12 protein-coding genes and 1 tRNA gene are annotated in these 16245 nt (G+C 63.2%); 9 read left to right on the plus strand and 4 right to left on the minus strand.

Annotation, left to right across the window (positions count from 1 at the left end; all coding sequences use genetic code 11):
• Positions 1–57 precede the first annotated feature (57 nt).
• From ACDC67_RS05870 to ACDC67_RS05895, 6 genes are all read left to right on the plus strand, one after another.
• Complete coding sequence (locus tag ACDC67_RS05870; RefSeq protein ID WP_376691410.1) at positions 58–1275, plus strand: SufB/SufD family protein; 1218 nt, start codon at positions 58–60, stop codon at positions 1273–1275.
• Between the two features lie 113 nt (positions 1276–1388).
• Positions 1389–2636, plus strand: coding sequence for an aminotransferase class V-fold PLP-dependent enzyme (locus ACDC67_RS05875; protein ID WP_376691412.1), 1248 nt, complete (start codon positions 1389–1391; stop codon positions 2634–2636).
• Positions 2637–2780: 144 nt separating this feature from the next.
• The gene (locus ACDC67_RS05880) at positions 2781–4241 is read left to right on the plus strand and encodes a multicopper oxidase family protein (protein WP_376691414.1); all 1461 of its coding nucleotides are present in this window, start codon (positions 2781–2783) and stop codon (positions 4239–4241) included.
• Between the two features lie 34 nt (positions 4242–4275).
• Positions 4276–4695: a Fe-S cluster assembly sulfur transfer protein SufU gene (gene sufU / locus ACDC67_RS05885; RefSeq protein ID WP_376691416.1), complete on the plus strand. Its 420-nt coding sequence runs from the start codon at positions 4276–4278 to the stop codon at positions 4693–4695.
• Positions 4696–5131: 436 nt separating this feature from the next.
• Positions 5132–6055 carry a hypothetical protein gene (locus tag ACDC67_RS05890; RefSeq protein WP_376691418.1) on the plus strand — a complete coding sequence of 308 codons (924 nt, stop codon included), beginning with the start codon at positions 5132–5134 and terminating at the stop codon, positions 6053–6055.
• A 129-nt stretch (positions 6056–6184) separates the two neighbouring features.
• Positions 6185–7519, plus strand: a complete 1335-nt coding sequence (locus ACDC67_RS05895; RefSeq protein ID WP_376691420.1) for a sensor domain-containing protein — start codon at positions 6185–6187, stop codon at positions 7517–7519.
• Between the two features lie 96 nt (positions 7520–7615).
• Here ACDC67_RS05895 and ACDC67_RS05900 read toward each other — a convergent pair whose 3' ends face one another.
• The 4 genes from ACDC67_RS05900 to ACDC67_RS05915 form a co-directional block, all read right to left on the minus strand.
• Positions 7616–8626 (minus strand): hypothetical protein, encoded by a 1011-nt coding sequence (locus ACDC67_RS05900; protein ID WP_376691422.1) that lies wholly within the window; start codon positions 8624–8626, stop codon positions 7616–7618.
• Positions 8627–8854: 228 nt separating this feature from the next.
• On the minus strand, positions 8855–9568 hold the full coding sequence (locus ACDC67_RS05905) for an SDR family NAD(P)-dependent oxidoreductase (RefSeq protein ID WP_376691423.1): 714 nt from the start codon (positions 9566–9568) through the stop codon (positions 8855–8857).
• Positions 9569–9574: 6 nt separating this feature from the next.
• Positions 9575–11941 carry a S9 family peptidase gene (locus tag ACDC67_RS05910; protein WP_376691425.1) on the minus strand — a complete coding sequence of 789 codons (2367 nt, stop codon included), beginning with the start codon at positions 11939–11941 and terminating at the stop codon, positions 9575–9577.
• Positions 11942–12025: 84 nt separating this feature from the next.
• A complete protein-coding gene (locus tag ACDC67_RS05915; RefSeq protein WP_376691426.1) occupies positions 12026–13678 on the minus strand; it encodes a hypothetical protein in 1653 nt (550 codons plus the stop codon).
• A gap of 390 nt (positions 13679–14068) precedes the next feature.
• Here ACDC67_RS05915 and ACDC67_RS05920 point away from each other — a divergent pair.
• The 3 genes from ACDC67_RS05920 to nusA all read left to right on the plus strand — a co-directional run bounded on the left by ACDC67_RS05920 (position 14069) and on the right by nusA (position 16240).
• Positions 14069–14145: transfer RNA gene (locus ACDC67_RS05920), tRNA-Met, on the plus strand.
• A gap of 68 nt (positions 14146–14213) precedes the next feature.
• Positions 14214–14696 (plus strand): ribosome maturation factor RimP, encoded by a 483-nt coding sequence (gene rimP / locus ACDC67_RS05925; protein WP_376691428.1) that lies wholly within the window; start codon positions 14214–14216, stop codon positions 14694–14696.
• 38 nt (positions 14697–14734) lie between these two features.
• Positions 14735–16240: a transcription termination factor NusA gene (gene nusA / locus ACDC67_RS05930; protein ID WP_376691429.1), complete on the plus strand. Its 1506-nt coding sequence runs from the start codon at positions 14735–14737 to the stop codon at positions 16238–16240.
• The last annotated feature ends 5 nt before the right edge of the window (positions 16241–16245 follow it).

Raw genomic sequence — 16245 nt, forward strand, 5'->3', positions numbered from 1 at the left:
GGGTCATCCCGCAAAGACTCCGTCGCGCTCCGTTTCTAAGTGCTCAGAGGTTCCAGTATGAGCGAACTGGCTGAAAGACTCGTCCCCGAATCGGCGCTGGCTGCCGATGATTTCAGCGACCTGCGTCAGACTGCGCAGCGAGCGTTGATGGAGCACGGCTTTCCGGACCTCAAGACCGAGGCCTGGAAGTACACCCCGATCAAGCTGCTCGAAAAGCGCGAGTTCCAGGCCGAGCCGGCCTCGGCCTCGATCGCGCCCGAGCTGCCCTTCGAGGCACACGTGCTGCACTTCGACAACGGCATCCTGAAAGCCGACGCGGCCGGCTTGCCTGAAGGTGTAACCCTGGCCCGGGCCGGGCGCGAGGATTTCGAAGGCATCGAGTACGGCGGGCGCGAAGACGCCTTCGCCTGGCTTAACCTGGCCCGCTTCGGACAGGCCTGGCGGATCACGATCGAAGGCGAGCTGCACCGTCCGCTGGTGCTGGCAACAACAACCTCGGAGGACTTCGCGGCGGCCGTGCACCCACGGCTGTTCATCGAGATGGCCGACAACGCACGCGCCACCCTGGTCGAAGTTCAGTCGGGCGCGGGCGAAGGCCTGATCAACGCCGTCACCAGTATCCGAGTGGGGCAGGGCGCGGCCCTCAACCACGTGATGCGCCGCTCCGGCGGTGACACGATGCGCGTGGCGCGCACCGCTGTCGACGTGGTGCGCGATGCCGAGTACCGGAGTTTCGTGCTCGATACCGGTGCACGCTTGGGCCGGCAGGATCTCAACGTCTTCCTGAACGAGGCCGGCTCGGTCGGGGAGATCGACGGTACGGTCGTGCTCGACTCGAAGCAGCACGTCGATTATCACACCTCGATCGACCACTGCACCGGCCACACCAACAGCCGTGAATCTTTCCGGGTCCTGGCTGCCGGTACGGGCGTGGGCGTGTTCAACGGCCGCATTCATATTCACGAGAATGCCGACGACAGTCACTCCGACCTGAATACCGCCAACCTGCTGCTCGGCGAACAGGCGCGCATCAACGCCAAGCCGGAGCTGGAAATCTATTCCGAGGATGTCACGGCCTCGCATGGCGCCACCATCGGCCAGCTAGACGACAGCGCCCTGTTCTACCTGCGCTCGCGCGGCTTACCGATCGAGGAAGCCAACCGCCTCCTCAAGTACGGCTTCGCCGCCGCACCGCTGGAGGGACTCGCCGCCGGACCGGTCCGCGACTGGTTGCTGGAAGAACTGCAGTCGGTTTTGCGACGCAGTCGTGAATAACCAAGGAAACCACCGAAGTCACCGAAGACACCGAAACAAGTCAAAGTCGCACTTGTTGGATTCTTCGGTGATTTCAGTGTATTCGGTGGTTCCGTTTGTTTTGGATTTTGACGATGGAAACGGTTGAATCGAAGGTAAAGGACCAACTGGACGTGATCGCCCTGCGCGAGCAGTTCCCCGTGCTTGCGCGTGAGGTGCACGGCAAGCCGCTGGTGTACTTCGACAACGCCGCCACGGCCCAGCGTCCGCTGAAGGTAATCGAGGCGATGGACGATTTCTATCGTCGCTACAACGCCAACGTCCACCGCGGGGTCCATCAGCTCTCCGTCGAGGCCTCCGAGCAGTTCGAGGGGGCGCGCGAGTCCGTGCGTCGCCTGCTCAATGCCGACTCGATTCGCGAAGTGGTGTTTACCCGCGGCACCACCGAGGCGATCAACCTCGTCGCCCAGGCCTACCTGCGACCGCGCCTGGAAGAAGGCGACGAGATCCTGATCACGCACATGGAGCACCACTCCAACATCGTGCCGTGGCAGTTGCTGTGCGAGCAGACTGGTGCGGTGCTCAAGGTCGCCCCGATCAATCGCGACGGCGAGCTGCTGGTCGACGAGCTGGCCGCGATGATCAACGAACGCACAAAGCTCATCGGCATGGTGCACGTCTCCAATGCACTGGGCACGATCAACCCCGTCGAAACGGTTTGCGAGATTGCCAGGCAGCACGATGTTCCGGTGCTGGTCGACGGCGCCCAGGCCACGCCGCACATGGCCGTCGATGTTCAAGCCCTGGGCTGCGACTTCTACTGCATTTCCGCGCACAAGATGTACGGCCCGACCGGCATCGGCGCTCTTTGGGCGCGCGAGTCCATCCTCGAGGACATGCCGCCATGGCAGGGCGGCGGGGAGATGATCAACCGCGTCAGCTTCGATGGCACGACCTTCAACGACCTGCCACACAAGTTCGAGGCCGGCACGCCGAATATTTCCGGCGCCATCGGCATGGGCAAGGCGGTGGAGTTCCTCGAAGAAACGGGCTACGAAGGCATCGTCTGGCAGGAAGAACGCCTGCTCGAGTATGCGACCGAGCAGATGCAGGCCATCGATGGCCTGAGAATTATCGGTACGGCGAAGAGCAAGGGGCCGGTGGTCTCGTTCACCCTCGAAGGTGCCCATCCCAACGACATTGGTACCATTGTCGACCACTACGGTGTGGCGATCCGAACGGGCCACCACTGCGCCATGCCCGTCATGCAGTTCTTCGACGTTCCCGCCACCGCGCGCGTGTCGTTCGCACCCTACAACCTGCGCACCGAGATCGAAACCTTCATCGAAGCCCTGGGCAAGGCCCGGGAGATGCTGGCCTGACAAAGGGTAGCGCCGGCCTTGCCAATGTTCGGGGCAAGCCGCTATCATCTTGCGCCGGAGGAAAGATGAACGCCGGGGCATCTCGAGCACCGGTGACCGAATGACCTCACCTGCCGATCGCCGGCGCACACCCGGGAGTCTGTCTTGAATCGTCGCAATTTCCTGTCGATGGCCGTCGCCGCCGGCCTGCTCGCCCTGCATCCCCGCGCGGGTCTGGCTCTGGCCGAGTCCCGTCGCCCCCTGCCGCTGAAGTTTCCGCCGCAGGTTGATCTGCAGGCCCGCGGCGTATTCGACCTGACCGCCGGGTTCGGTAGCTACGACCTGGGTGACGGGCCGCTGCCCGGCGCCATGCTGATCAACGACCTGTGGCCCTCGCCGACCCTTTCGATTACCCAGGGACAGGATCTCGACCTGACCCTGTTCAACGATCTCGATGAGCCCACGATCATTCACTGGCACGGGCTGACGCCCCCGGCCGACATGGACGGGCATCCGACCCAGGTCATCGATCCCGGAACAAGCCGGCCGTACCAGTTCACGGTGGATAATCGGCGGGCGACTTACTGGTACCACCCGCATCCGCATCACCGCACCGCGGCGCAGGTCTACTACGGCATGACAGGGTTCTTGCTGGTCGATGACGGCCAGGACGAGGCTCGTGGCCTGCCGACCGGGTCTCGCGATATCTCGCTGCTGCTGGGGGATCGGCGTGTCTCGGCCGGAGGCGAACTGGCGGCCTACGACCCCAACGACCAGGAGAAAATGGTCGGCTTTCTGGGCGATACGGTCCTGGTCAACGGCCAGGATGCACCGGCGGCCTCGGTCGAGCCGGCCGTGCTGAAGTTGCGCCTGCTCAACGGGTCGAGCGCACGCATCCTCAACCCCGCTTTCTCGGATGGTCGGGACTTCTGGCTCGTCGCGACCGATGCCGGGCTCCTCGACGAGCCGGTGCAGGTCAACAGCGTGCTGCTTTCGCCGGGTGAGCGCATCGAAATCCTGGTCGACCTTCGCGAGGATAACGGAGGCAGCCTGGATCTCGTCAGCGCGGCATTCAGTCTGCTCGGAAGCCATCCGCCCGGTGTCGACGGGCCGCCCCAGGGCACGGCATTCGACTTGATGACGCTCAATGTCAACCAGCCGCTGGACGGACCATCGGGAAGCATTCCCGGCAGCTTCGAGCCCATGCCGGAAATCGACAGCACCGGTGCGCCGGTCCGGCCGTTCGACTTGACGCAGGACAGCATGAATCACTACATCAACGGCCTGCAGTACGATATCGATCGCACGGACTTCTACGTGCCGGTCGATACGGTCGAGATCTGGCGCTTTACCAACAACAGCGCCCAGCCGCACCCCATGCACATGCACGGCGCACAGTTTCGCGTGCTTTCCCGGACCGGTGACGCCACGCCCACCGACCAGGGCTGGAAGGACACGGTGCTGGTGCGCGTCGGTGAGACCGTCGACATCGCGCTGCAATTCGACAAGCTCGGCCTGTTCCTGTTCCACTGCCACAACCTGGAGCACGAAGACCACGGCATGATGCTGAACTTCGAGGTCCAGCCGGCCGACGGCATCTTCGCCGACCGTTTCGAGTCCGGCTGAAGCGCCATAGCACCGCACAGTCAGAATTTCGACCATGGCGCTCGATCAGCTCTACCAACAGGTCATCCTCGACCACAATCGATGCCCGCACCACCACGGCCGCCTGGAAGGTGCAACGCACAGCGCCAGGGGCCGGGACGCCCTGTGTGGCGATGACATCCTGGTCGAGCTGCGCGTGGGGGACACAAGCATCGAGGCAGCCGCATTTTCCGGAGATGCCTGCGCCATCACCACCGCAAGCGCCTCGATGCTGATGGATTGGCTGGTGGGACGCACCGCCGAAGATGTTGTTCGATTCGAGACGCTTTTCAGCCAGCTGCTCCATGATTCGGAGTTGCCGGATCTGCCCGATCTGGGCGATATCAATCATCTGCGAGCCGTCAGCGGCTTTCCGGCACGGGTTCGCAATGCAATGCTTCCCTGGCGAACGGCGATCGATGCGCTAACTCATTAGAGCGATTGGCCTTTTTGGGATCGATGGGTTTACGGGACAGCGCATTCGGGGCGGCCAACAACATGGCCACTTTTCACCGCTCTCCCCTAATGTGCAAGTAAGAAATTTCCTACATGAATACAGCGGTTTCTTACAAATGGTGGGGTCGAATTCCTATTGAGAGCAGGCACCTGCCCGAGCTATGATCCCGGGAAAAGTGCTTGCAAGCTTGGAGGGTGATGTTCGGGTCTGGCAGCGCGGGAGCTGATGTGGTGAATGGTTATCCGGGTGAGGTTCGCCCTACTTCAAGCACTCATACTGATATATATCGCCCGGCGTTGGGGATTGCTTACCACACGGGTGATCAGCGTCAAGTTGACTACGAAAGCCTCGTTTAAAAAGGGCCTTTAATCTGACATAGAGGGGGTTGGTAACTATGTAGAGAAAGGAGATGTGTATGTTAACTAGAATGGTGCAAGCTTTGCTGGTTTTGATGCTCATTTCGACAGGCAGTTTGTCATGGGCCGAGAGGGCTGACGGTCAGGATGGAAGCCCCGCATCCGCGCGAGGCAACCCCAACTCCGATGCCTCTTGCCGCTACCTGCTCTCGCTCAATGTCAACAGGGCCAGTCAGCGCTCGGGTAAGGCGGTTGCTCAACGGGGACACCACGGGGACATCCTTATTGCCGTCGGGGAGTACGATGGCAAGAACGATCATGAGTCGGGGGCGGAGGTGCTCTTCCGCATTGCGCCCTTGAATACGCCCGATGAAGTAATCGATGAGTTTTTGGCAAGACTGGATACAGCGCAGGACCCGGTGACGATTACCGAACTGAGTTCGCCAGCCTTCTACGAGTTGCTTGTCCAGGCGGGATCCTCCGCCCAGCACACCTGGGCCTTCAGGGTCAATAAGTCCGGCTGCGATCTCGGCGGCGTAGACTCCTCAGCCGAAGCAGGAACGATAGTCGTAAACGCTTCCGGCGTGGCTCGGCATGACATGGATCCCGGCGTCCGCAGTCTGGACGATGCAATAAGCCAGTTCATGAATCGATCGCTTGTGGAGCGCGAACGCAAGCCTGTATCGTCATCCTCGTCCGAAGCGGATACGCAGGCACTCTACTGCCTGGCCGGCGGGCCCGGTGCCGTATCCTGCTCCTGGCAGCCGGGAACCATTGGTCCGATTGGCGGAGGAGGGTGCCAAATCGAGTGCTCGATGCCACAGTACCAGTATGCCTGTTGTGGTCCGGGTGTTCCCTACTGTGAATGCAAGAGCTACGATGATGATTCAGGAGGAGGTTTTCCCCCGCTTCCGCCTCCGATTCCTGACCCTTGTGACGCAGATCCCGACAACTGCGGTGAAGACGACCCTCACGGAGGCTAAACGGAAATCCGACCGCCTGGCGCAATAGTCGCCAGGTGGTCAACCGTTGTTGATGCCACTTGCGGACCCGGGGGGCGTCACGCATCATGGCGGCAGACGTCCTCTTTGGAGCACTTCAAGTGCATATTAATGGGCATTGATCTCGACGCCTTGTTTCCCAAGCTGGTGGATCTGCTGCTGGACTCGGTCTTCGTGGTTGATGAAACGGGGCGAATCGTGTTCGTGAGCCCGGCCTGCGAGACGTTGCTTGGCTATACGCAGCGGGAAATGGCGGGGACCTGGATCATTGATTACGTCCATCCGGACGACCGCGATCGCACGCGTGCTGCCGGACAGCGGATCGTGAGCGGCGGCTCTCATATTGACTTCGAGAATCGCTATATCCGCAAGGACGGCGAGGTGGTTCACATACTCTGGTCCGCCCGCTGGTCCGAGACAGACCGGGTTCGAATCGCGGTTGCTCGCGACGTGACAGTGCTCAAGCGCGCCGAGAACGTGCGGGCTTCGCTGTATCGCATCTCCGAGGCCGCGCATGCTGCCGACAGCCTGCTGGCCTTGTGCCGAGAGATTCACCTTGTGATCGGGGATATACTTCCCGCCGACAAGTTCTACGTGGCCTTGTACGATCCCGCTAGCGAAACGATCACTTTTCCCTACTTCGCGGATGGTCGCCAGGCACCTCTTGGCGCCGAGCCTCTGCCCGAGTCAGCCCTGGCGGATGTGATCCGCTCCGGTAAAGCGCTGTTGGCGACGCGCGGGGAAGGCCGCTCCGAACTGGGTGCGAGACCGGAGTCGAAGGCGGTCAAGGCACAATGGCTGGGCGTGCCGCTGCTGTCGGGGAAAGACGTCATGGGCGCGGTTGTGCTCGAAAACGACGCGCGGAACGAGCCTTACGCCGACAAGCACCTCGACCTTCTGCAGTTTGTCTCGACCCAGGTCGCCACGGCCATCGAGCGCAAGCAGGCGCAGGAGCGGTTGGTACACATGGCGCATCATGACGCGCTCACCGGGTTGACCAATCGAGCCCTGTTCTACGACCGACTGGACATGGCGCTTCGTCGCGCCCGCCGCGACAACGAGTACCTGGCCCTGCTTTACCTGGATTTGGACAACTTGAAGAAGGTCAACGACACCCTGGGTCACGAAGTGGGCGATCGCTTGCTGCAGGAGCTGGCCGCCCGATTGAAGGAATGCATGCGTGCCTCGGACACCGTCGCCCGGATGGGTGGCGACGAGTTCACCGTACTGCTCACGAACGTGGCCGATGCCGGTAGCGCCGGGGTCGTGATCGAGAAGATACAAAAGGCAATGGCGGTTCCTTTTCAGGTGGAAGGTCAGGCTCTGCAACTTTCCGTGAGTGTTGGCGTCGCGGTCTATCCGGACGACGGCATGGAAGCGGCCAGCCTGGTGCGCCACGCCGACGCCGACATGTACGGAAAGAAGCGAGGCGTGCGCAGCGCATGAAAAAAAGCCCCGCAACCGGAGGTGGCGGGGCAGTTCGTTTTCTTGTTGTTGCAGGGCGCCGCCCCGCGGGTACATCGCTTTTGTTGTGCGTGACGATCAGCCCTGGTCGGGCTGCGGCGTGCCGCCCTGGGGCGGTTCGTCGGCCGCCTGGGGCTTGGTGCCCTTTTCGCGATCCCAGTCCATGGCCTTGGTCTTCATCTCGCCGAACTTCTTGGAGACGTTGCTGAGCTTGTCGTCCCACTCGGGATTCGGCTGCTGACCCTCGGTGACCTTGAAGTAGACCTGCATCAGGGCGGTCATGCCGATCGGCTCGATCACGGCCTGCTTGATGCCCCAGGCGAAAACCAGCGCGATGACCAGGGTCAGGAAGCCGGCGGTGCCCGGGAACAGCGAGACCAGGCCGGCGACCGGCAGCAGCACCACCAGGAAGACGAGGAAGGTCATGGCCCAGATGAAGAAGGCCAGCCAGAAGGCGTTCTTCAGAAAGGTCTTGTAGTTCTGGGCGTAGAGAACCAGCGCGGTCTGGCCCGAGCGCCAGGGGTTGTCGGACTTGGTGCGCATGTTGTGCGCCAGGATCACCTCGTCGAGGTAGGTCAGCGACAGGTTGACGATCGTGTTGACGAACTTGACCAGGCCCTGCAGGCCGGGAATCGGAATGAAGGCGGTGATGGTGAAGAACGCCCGGTTGAAGGCCTTGAGTACGCCCTTGATGAGCTGGTCGATGCCGAACAGCACCGAGGATTCCACGAAACGCTCGCGCACGATGCCCTGGGCGTAGTCGATCTGGCCCTTGCCGCCGGGCAGTTCCCGCCCTTCGAGCAGCTCGACCAGCACGGCGATGTGGCCGGCCTTGACCATGTAGAGCAGGTACTCGCGCAGGAAGTAGATGATGGTTGACGTGATGCCGAAGCCGACCAGGCCGCCCCAGACGCTGAACGCGCCGGGATCGTCGCCAATATGGCCGATGAAATAGCCGATTCCCGCGCCGACGCCGGTCACCAGCACGTAGGCCAGCGTGATGCCGAAGTAGATCAGGAAGCGGAAGATCAGAAACGGCATGGTCTTGGCCATCAGGCCGAGCACTTCGCCGATCTTGAAGTCCATCATTGGGAAATCCCTCGTTCGCAGCTGGTTGATTGTGTCTGATATTACGGGAAAACGGGATGGATCGTGCCAGGTGGTTCTTTGGTTTTTGGGTGTTTTGGTTCCGTACGTTGGGATCGCGGGGCAGCATTGCCGCGCGCGACAAGGTACTGCGGGCAGCGCGGGCTCGGGGATGCGCTGCCGACCCGCGCGCGCCGGCCCCGAGGGCTCGGCGCGGCGGGGTGTCGGGGTTTAAAGGTTACGGAGGTCGACGAAGTCGCCCGACTCGTGGTTTTTCCTCAGGTCGTCGAGCAGGTCGAGAATCGTTTCACCCACCTCGCGCGGCTTGGGCATGTTCTCGGTGCCGCGAGCTTCCTTGAGCTTTTGCACCGAGGGAAACTCCTCGCCATCGACCTCGTCGCGGATGTAGTCCTGCATGCCGGTCTCGACCAGGCCCGGCGCCAGGCTAATCAGGTGCGTGTCGGGCATTTCGGGGGCGTAGAGCTTGACCAGGTTATTGAGCGCGGCTTTGGACAGCGAATACCCGCCCCAGCCGTAGTTCATGTTGACCGCCGCGCCCGAGGAGATGGCCACGACTTGGTCGATCGGGATCTGTCGCTCGATGAACCAGTCCAGGATCAGCTTGTTGGCCCATACGTTGACGCGCATCATGTGCTCGAGGTCGTGCACGTCGGTATTCGAGATTTCCTGGATGCGTCCGAGCATGCCGGCGTTGAGCACGACCAGGTCGAGCCGCTGGCAGTCGGACAGCAATCGGTCGAGGCCCTCCTCCAGGTGGTTGAGGTTGCCGATGTCCTGCTTGCGGTCGCGGATGCCCTCGTCGTCGTGCTCGGCCAGGGGGCAGCCTCGCCGGCTCATACCCCAGACGATGGCGTCACGCTCGAGCAGCGCTTCGGTCAGCCCCAGGCCCAGGCCGCTGCTGTTGCCGGTGATGAAAACGTTCATTGTGGTTTACTTCCTCCCGATCGTACGTTCGAATAAATTCAGGATACGCCAGTATTCGTCGCGCCAGCTATCCGGACGGGTGAATCCGTGCCCCTCCATCGGATAGGACGCCATTTCCCAGTGATTCTTTTCCAGCTCGATCAGCCGTTGTGCCAGCCGCACCGAGTCCTGGTAGAAGACGTTGTCGTCGAGCATGCCGTGGGCGATCAGCAGGTGGCCTTCCAGGCCCTCGGCAAACTCGATCGGTGAGCTGCGCTTGTAGGCTTCCGGGTCCACCTCGGGCGTGTTGAGGATGTTCGAGGTGTAGAAGTGGTTGTAGTGGGCCCAGTCGGTGACCGGCCGCAGCGCCGCGCCGGCGTCGAACACTTCGGGCGCGTTGAACATCGCCATGAAGGCCATGAAGCCGCCGTAGGAGCCGCCGTAGACGCCGACGCGCCCGGGGTCGGCATCGTGGTTTTCCACCAGCCAGTCGACGCCATCGACCAGGTCCTCCAGTTCGGGCGTGCCCATCTGCCGGTAGATGGCGGTGCGCCAGTCGCGGCCGTAGCCGGCGCTGGCGCGAAAGTCCATGTCGAGCACGTGATAGCCGCGCTCTGTCAGCAGGTTGTGGAACATCTGCTCACGGAAGTAGTTGGGATAGCGCAGCCAGGTGTTCTGCAGGTAGCCGGCGCCGTGGACGAACAGCACCACCGGGTGTTTCTCGCCGCCGTGAGGCGGCTCGGCGCGGGCCGGGTAGAACTTGGACCAGACCGGGCGGTCGACGTGGCTCGAGGGCACGCCGACGATCTCGGGCTGTTGCCACTCGACGGCCCTGAATTGATCGGAGCGGGTGTCGGTCAGCGGTTCGAGTTCGCCGGAGTCGAGATCCACGAGCCCGACCTGCGGCGGCAGGTAGGACTCGGAGAAACGGACCAGCACGCGCTCGTCGTCGCCCGGGCGGGCGGTGAATGACTCGACGCCCCGGTGTTGGGTGATGCGCTCGAGTTCGCCGTCGGCGAGCGTCAGGCGGAATAGGTCATACTCGCTCGGGTGCGAGCGGTTGGTAAGCATCAGCACCGATTCGCCGTCCTGCCGGACCGATGGTTCGAAGACTTCGAAATCACCGCGGGTGTGTTGCTCCCGCTCACCCGAGCGCGCGCCGACGGTGTAGAAGTGGCTGTAGCCCGATTCCTCCGACAGCAGCCACAGCCTTTCGGATTCCGGCAGCCAGCCGAAATCGTTGAAGTACCAGTTGATCCAGGCTTCGTCGGTCAGGCGGTGGCGGTTGTCCAGGGCCGGCTCTTCGGCGGCCGTGTCGACCACGGCCAGCCAGCGATCCTTGTTGTCGATGGCGCGAAGCTGCACCGCGGCCAGCTCGCCGTCCGGGTGCCATTCGAGGCCGTTGACGCTGACTTCGCGCAGTTCGTCCTCGCCCAGCGGCTCGATATCCTGTTCCTGCTTGAGCTCGGCCAGGGGATCGGTGTCGATGCCCGGCAGGCCCTCGAAGCCGAGCTCATGCTTTTCGCGTTTCTCGAGGTCCAGCAGCCACAGCTTGCTCGGCGCCGGCGCATTGCGGCCGACGCGCGTGCGCACATCCTTGACGTCAATGTAGCCCGACTGGGTCACGTACTGCGGCATCCGGCCGTCCTGACCCTCGGCGTGGCCGGCCGGCTGGACGGCCAGCAGCAGCCAGCGGCCGTCGGGTGAGAGGCTTGAAGCGCCCGGCTCCATGCCCTTGCCCAGGTACCAGGGCGCGACCGATCGGCTGGGATCCTCGGCAGCCGCCTTCTCGGCTTCGCTGTGGGCCTCGAGCTGGTCCTCGCGCTGGTCGCGCAGGCTCTCGAACAAGCGTAGCTGCATCCGGGCCAGATCGTCTTCGGGTTCGGCGGCGGGTTTGTCCTCGAAGCGCAGGTCGGTCACCGGCCAGCTCAGGCGATCGGCCAGGTCATGGACCCACCACTGGCTGCCGCGGCGGAAGACAACGCGTTCGCCTTCGGGGCCGAAGGCCGGCTGTGCGTCGGACTCCGTACTGCGCGTGAGCTGCACCAGTTCGTCGCGCTCGGGTAGTCGGGCAAACAGGTTGCCGTCGCGCACGAACACGACGCGCCCCGTCTGATGGTGGACGACCGGGTCGGCGCCGTCGATGTCGGCCTGGGCGGCATACTCGACCACGCTGTCCTCGCCGCTGTCCAGGTCGATGCGGTGAATGTCCTGGAGCTCGCTATCGTCGCGCTCGACGCGGTAGTAGACGGCCTCGCCGTCGAGCTGCCACCAGGCTTCCTCGACTGGCGGGCCAATCCACTGCGGGTCGGCCATGATCTGATCGAGGTCGGGCGTCTGGGCCGATGCACTGCCGGCCAGCAGCACGGCGGCTGCACAGAAAAATCGCTTCATCGGATCCTTGCGCTGTCTTGATTTCCGACCCCGGATTCTACACGGATGGCGCGGTGCTTCGGCTCGGTGGTAAGCCCATCACGGCTACCAGCCCGACTCGAATCGATCCCGGAAGACCTGCCCGATGTCGGGCTCGGCGATTTCCGCCCCGTAACGGCCCAGGTAGGGTTCGCGGTGGGGCGGTTTCAGGTTCATCCCGGCGTCGAAGTAGTCGTCCCCGTCCAGGTTGTCACTGTTGGACAGGTAAACGTGCTGCGGCCAGGGCGCGGGCGAGGATACGTTGCGCTGGGTGAAGATGTTGCCCCCGGGCATGTTGGCGAGGTTGCCGCCCTCGTAGTCGACGCCCTGTCGCAGTGAATTGCGGTACAGCCAGACGGGCGTCTCCTCGGTCCAGGTGAAGTACGACAAGGAGCCGTTGGTGAACATCTTGAGCGCGCCGCCGCGGCTGCTTTCGGGGTCGTAGGGGCTATGCAGGGTGTTGAAGGCGAACTCGATGCTGCGCGAGGCACTCAGGCCGAGCGCGCCGGCGAGGTTGCCCTGGCCGCCCCACTGGTTGTCGGCGCCGAAGTGGTTGGCCCGAAGCGTGATGTTCTCGTTGTAGCGTTTCATCCAGAACAGTGCCCAGGTGGCGCTGTCGCCGGTGTTGAAATGGGCGCCTGCGGCGCGGTTGTTCTCGAACACCGCATGGCGTAGCCGGTAGGCGCTGGTGAATATCCCGTTGTCGCCGCTCATGCGGTTGTTGACGACCGCGACGTTGTCCCGGAAGAAGTCGGGATCGGTGAACATGATGATCGAGGAGTTGCCCAGGCCGACGTTGCTGGCGTTGCCCTGGAATCGGCTGAAGTGGACATCGTGCAGGGTCAGGCGGTCGGTGCCGCTCCAGGCGGTCATCATGTGGATGGGCTCGCCCTCGTCCTGGAAGAAGTCGGCACGGTGGCGATGCTCGAGGTTGCCCAGGTAGAAGTCCTCGTGGTCGATCACCAGGTTGCCCTCGTAGGCTTCGAGCACGCCCCCGCGACCGGGCCAGCCCACCCACACCGCGGGTGCGGGTGTGTCGTCGCCACTGCCCGCGGCGATGCGCAGGTTGCCGTTGGTTCGGTTGCCGTCCATGCCGACCGTCCCGGCCAGGTAGACGCGATGGTCTTCGAACTGCGCGCCGCCGTCGTGAATGCGCTGGACCGTCCGGAACGGCGCGTCGACCGAGCCGTCGTTGGCGTCGTCGCCGGTGTCGGCGTCGACGAATACCCAGCCATCGGTGCCCACCGTCAACGAAATCGGCACGTCGATGGTGTTCAGCGCCTGGTCGGTCACCCGCAGCAGGATCTCGTACTGCCCGGCCTGCGGATCGTTCCACCACACGCGGCCGTAGTCGTCGGTCACGCGGTGAAGAATGAAACCGTCGTCACGCACGCGCTCGAGTTCGCCACCGATGGCCAGGCCTTCGGCGCCGCCGTTGTCGATGATCTCGTAGCGAAACGGCCAGGCGCCGCCCTGGACGACGACGGGAATCTCCCAGCGCACGCCGGGGTGGGCGTTCTTGCCGATGGCCCATTCGGCTGATTCGGCGTTGCGCGGGTGGACCAGGTGCATCGGCATCCTCGCCTCGGCGCGGTAGTCCCCAGGAAGGCGCCAGTCCCCGGGCATTTCGCCGGCCGCGGAAGATGTAATGAGCGGCGTGCCGAGCATCGCCGAAAAGGCGATTGAGAAAAGTGAGATGCTGACGAGCGTTCGGATCATTGTTTCGGGCTCCGGTCGTGCTGGTGGACCCCTTGTTTCATGAGCGCGCGCACATCGCGCGTCGCGCGGCTTCGGCTCGCGCGGCCGTCCCCACGCCGCGCTGTACGAGCACCGCCGAATGTTCGCCTCGGTTGGCCGATAATTCAAGCCCGGTTCCCGACTGTGTAGGATTCTCCGGGTACTCGAGGGCCGTGTCGATTCGAGGGTGGGTGATTCCACTCGCCGTTGCCACAACCGGGAGTCTTTACATCGTGGGTGGTCTTCGTGATAGTCTCTCGTCCCCGGTCGCGCCAGAGGCGGGATCGGGACGGCTGATCTCCGGCCGGAAAGCGATTTTTCGGGATCGGGCTTGCATAAAATCGGAGTCGATCCTATAATTGCGAATTCGATTGCGGGGTGGAGCAGTCTGGCAGCTCGTCGGGCTCATAACCCGAAGGTCGCAGGTTCGAATCCTGCCCCCGCTACCAGGTTTTTGGAGATGAAAAAAGCCCCTGGTCAAAGGGGCTTTTTTTGTTACAGGGCCGGAGTCTCAGTCGTGGCAGTAAGCGACAAGTTGCAAGCGTTGCTGGCACCGCTGGTCGAAGATCTCGATTACGAGTTCGTCGGCATCGAGTACCAGTCCAACCCCAAGAATCGGCTGATCCGGCTCTACATCGACCGGCCGGAAGTCGGCATCGGAATCGAGGACTGCGAGCGCGTCAGCCGCGAAGTGTCGGCCCTGCTGGACGTCGAAGACCCGGTCAGTGGCCAGTACACGCTGGAAGTCTCTTCCCCCGGAATCGAGCGGCCGCTGTTTACCGGCGCGCATTTCGCCCGGTTTGTCGGCGAGATGGCAAAGGTGATGCTGGCCGTGCCGATGGACGGGCGCCGCAAGTTCAAGGGCCTGATCGTCGGTGCCGACGATGAACAAGTGGTTCTGGATGTTGATGGCGAGCATTTCACGCTGACCGTCGCCGATATCCAGCGCGCCCATCTGGCGCCGGACGTGGACGCCTTGCTGGCGGAGAAGCGACATTAGGAACGGATTCTTATGACTTATTGCGGAACTTGGCAATCATGAGCAAGGGCAAGGAAATCCTGCAGGTGGTCGAGGCCGTCTCGAACGAGAAGGGCCTGACGCACGAGACGATCTTCGAGGCGATCGAGGCCGCGCTGGCTTCGGCTGCGCGACGCCGTCACCCCGAGGATATCGAAGTGCGCGTGGCGATCGACCGCGACACGGGCGACTACGAGGCCTTCCGCCGCTGGGAAGTGATTTCCGACGACGAGGAAGAAGCCGAGCTTGAGTCCGAGGACAGGCAGATTCGGCTGACCGACGCGAAGGAGCACGATGCGGACCTGGAGGTCGGCGATTTCATCGAAGAGCAGATGGAGCCGCCCGAGTTCGGTCGCATCGCCGCCCAGGCCGCCAAGCAGGTCATCGTCCAGCGCGTGCGCCAGGCCGAGCGCGCCCAGGTGGTCGAAGCCTTCGAGGAGCGCGTGGGTGAACTGATCAGCGGCCAGATCAAGCGCATGGAGAAGGGCGGCATCATGCTCGACCTCGGTGAAAACGCCGAGGCCTTCATCCCGTCGCGCCACACCATCCCCGGCGAGACCGCGCGCATCAACGACCGTGTGCGCGGCTACCTCTACGAGGTACGCCCGGAGGTTCGCGGTCCGCAGCTGTTTGTCAGCCGCACCATGAACGAATTTCTCATCGAGCTGTTCAAGCTCGAGGTGCCCGAGATCGGCCAGGACCTGCTCGAGCTCAAGGGCGCGGCCCGCGACCCGGGTCGGCGCGCCAAGATCGCCGTCCACGCGCTGGATTCGCGCACGGATCCGATCGGCGCCTGTGTCGGCATGCGCGGTTCGCGCGTCCAGGCCGTTTCGAACGAGCTGGCCGGCGAGCGCATCGACATCATCCTGTGGGACGAAAACCCGGCCCAGTTCGTGATCAACGCGATGGCGCCGGCCGAAGTCCACTCGATCGTGGTCGACGAGGACACCAACAGCATGGATATCGCCGTCGAGGAGGAGAATCTCTCGCAGGCGATCGGTCGCGGCGGACAGAACGTGCGCCTGGCCTCCGAGCTGACCGGCTGGAACCTCAACGTCATGACGATCGAGGAAGCCGAGCAGAAAAGCGAAACGGAGGCCCGCACCGTCCTCGAGATGTTCAAGACCAAGCTCGACGTCGACGAGGAAGTCGCCAATATCCTGGTGCAGGAAGGCTTCACCAACATCGAGGAAGTCGCCTACGTGCCGGAGAGCGAGCTGCTCGAGGTCGAGGAGTTCGACGAGGGCGTTGTCGCCGAACTGCGCCAGCGCGCCCGCGATGCCCTGCTGACGCAGATGATCGCTTCCGAGGAACAGCTCGAGGAGCACAAGCCGGAGCAGGATCTGCTTGATCTGGAAGGCATGACCGATACGATTGCCTATCGCCTGGCCGAGAAGGGCATCCGTACGCGCGACGATCTCGCCGAGTGCGCGGTCGATGAACTCGAGGAGATCGAGGATCTCGCTCCCGAGCTGGCCGCCGAGTTGATCATGACGGCGCGCGCGCACTGGTTTGCCGAGGAATAATCGAG

This window comes from Wenzhouxiangella indolica (assembly GCF_042310355.1).
Lineage (GTDB): Bacteria > Pseudomonadota > Gammaproteobacteria > Xanthomonadales > Wenzhouxiangellaceae > Wenzhouxiangella.

Excerpts from the sequence above, each read along its gene's own strand:
- ACDC67_RS05900 (WP_376691422.1), bottom strand. The coding sequence starts at position 8,626 with ATGATGGACTTCAAGATCGGCGAAGTGCTCGGCCTGATGGCCAAGACC.
- ACDC67_RS05910 (WP_376691425.1), bottom strand. The coding sequence starts at position 11,941 with ATGAAGCGATTTTTCTGTGCAGCCGCCGTGCTGCTGGCCGGCAGTGCA.
- ACDC67_RS05875 (WP_376691412.1), top strand. The coding sequence starts at position 1,389 with ATGGAAACGGTTGAATCGAAGGTAAAGGACCAACTGGACGTGATCGCC.
- nusA (WP_376691429.1), top strand. The coding sequence starts at position 14,735 with ATGAGCAAGGGCAAGGAAATCCTGCAGGTGGTCGAGGCCGTCTCGAAC.
- ACDC67_RS05890 (WP_376691418.1), top strand. The coding sequence starts at position 5,132 with ATGTTAACTAGAATGGTGCAAGCTTTGCTGGTTTTGATGCTCATTTCG.
- ACDC67_RS05870 (WP_376691410.1), top strand. The coding sequence starts at position 58 with ATGAGCGAACTGGCTGAAAGACTCGTCCCCGAATCGGCGCTGGCTGCC.
- ACDC67_RS05905 (WP_376691423.1), bottom strand. The coding sequence starts at position 9,568 with ATGAACGTTTTCATCACCGGCAACAGCAGCGGCCTGGGCCTGGGGCTG.
- ACDC67_RS05915 (WP_376691426.1), bottom strand. The coding sequence starts at position 13,678 with ATGATCCGAACGCTCGTCAGCATCTCACTTTTCTCAATCGCCTTTTCG.
- sufU (WP_376691416.1), top strand. The coding sequence starts at position 4,276 with ATGGCGCTCGATCAGCTCTACCAACAGGTCATCCTCGACCACAATCGA.
- ACDC67_RS05895 (WP_376691420.1), top strand. The coding sequence starts at position 6,185 with ATGGGCATTGATCTCGACGCCTTGTTTCCCAAGCTGGTGGATCTGCTG.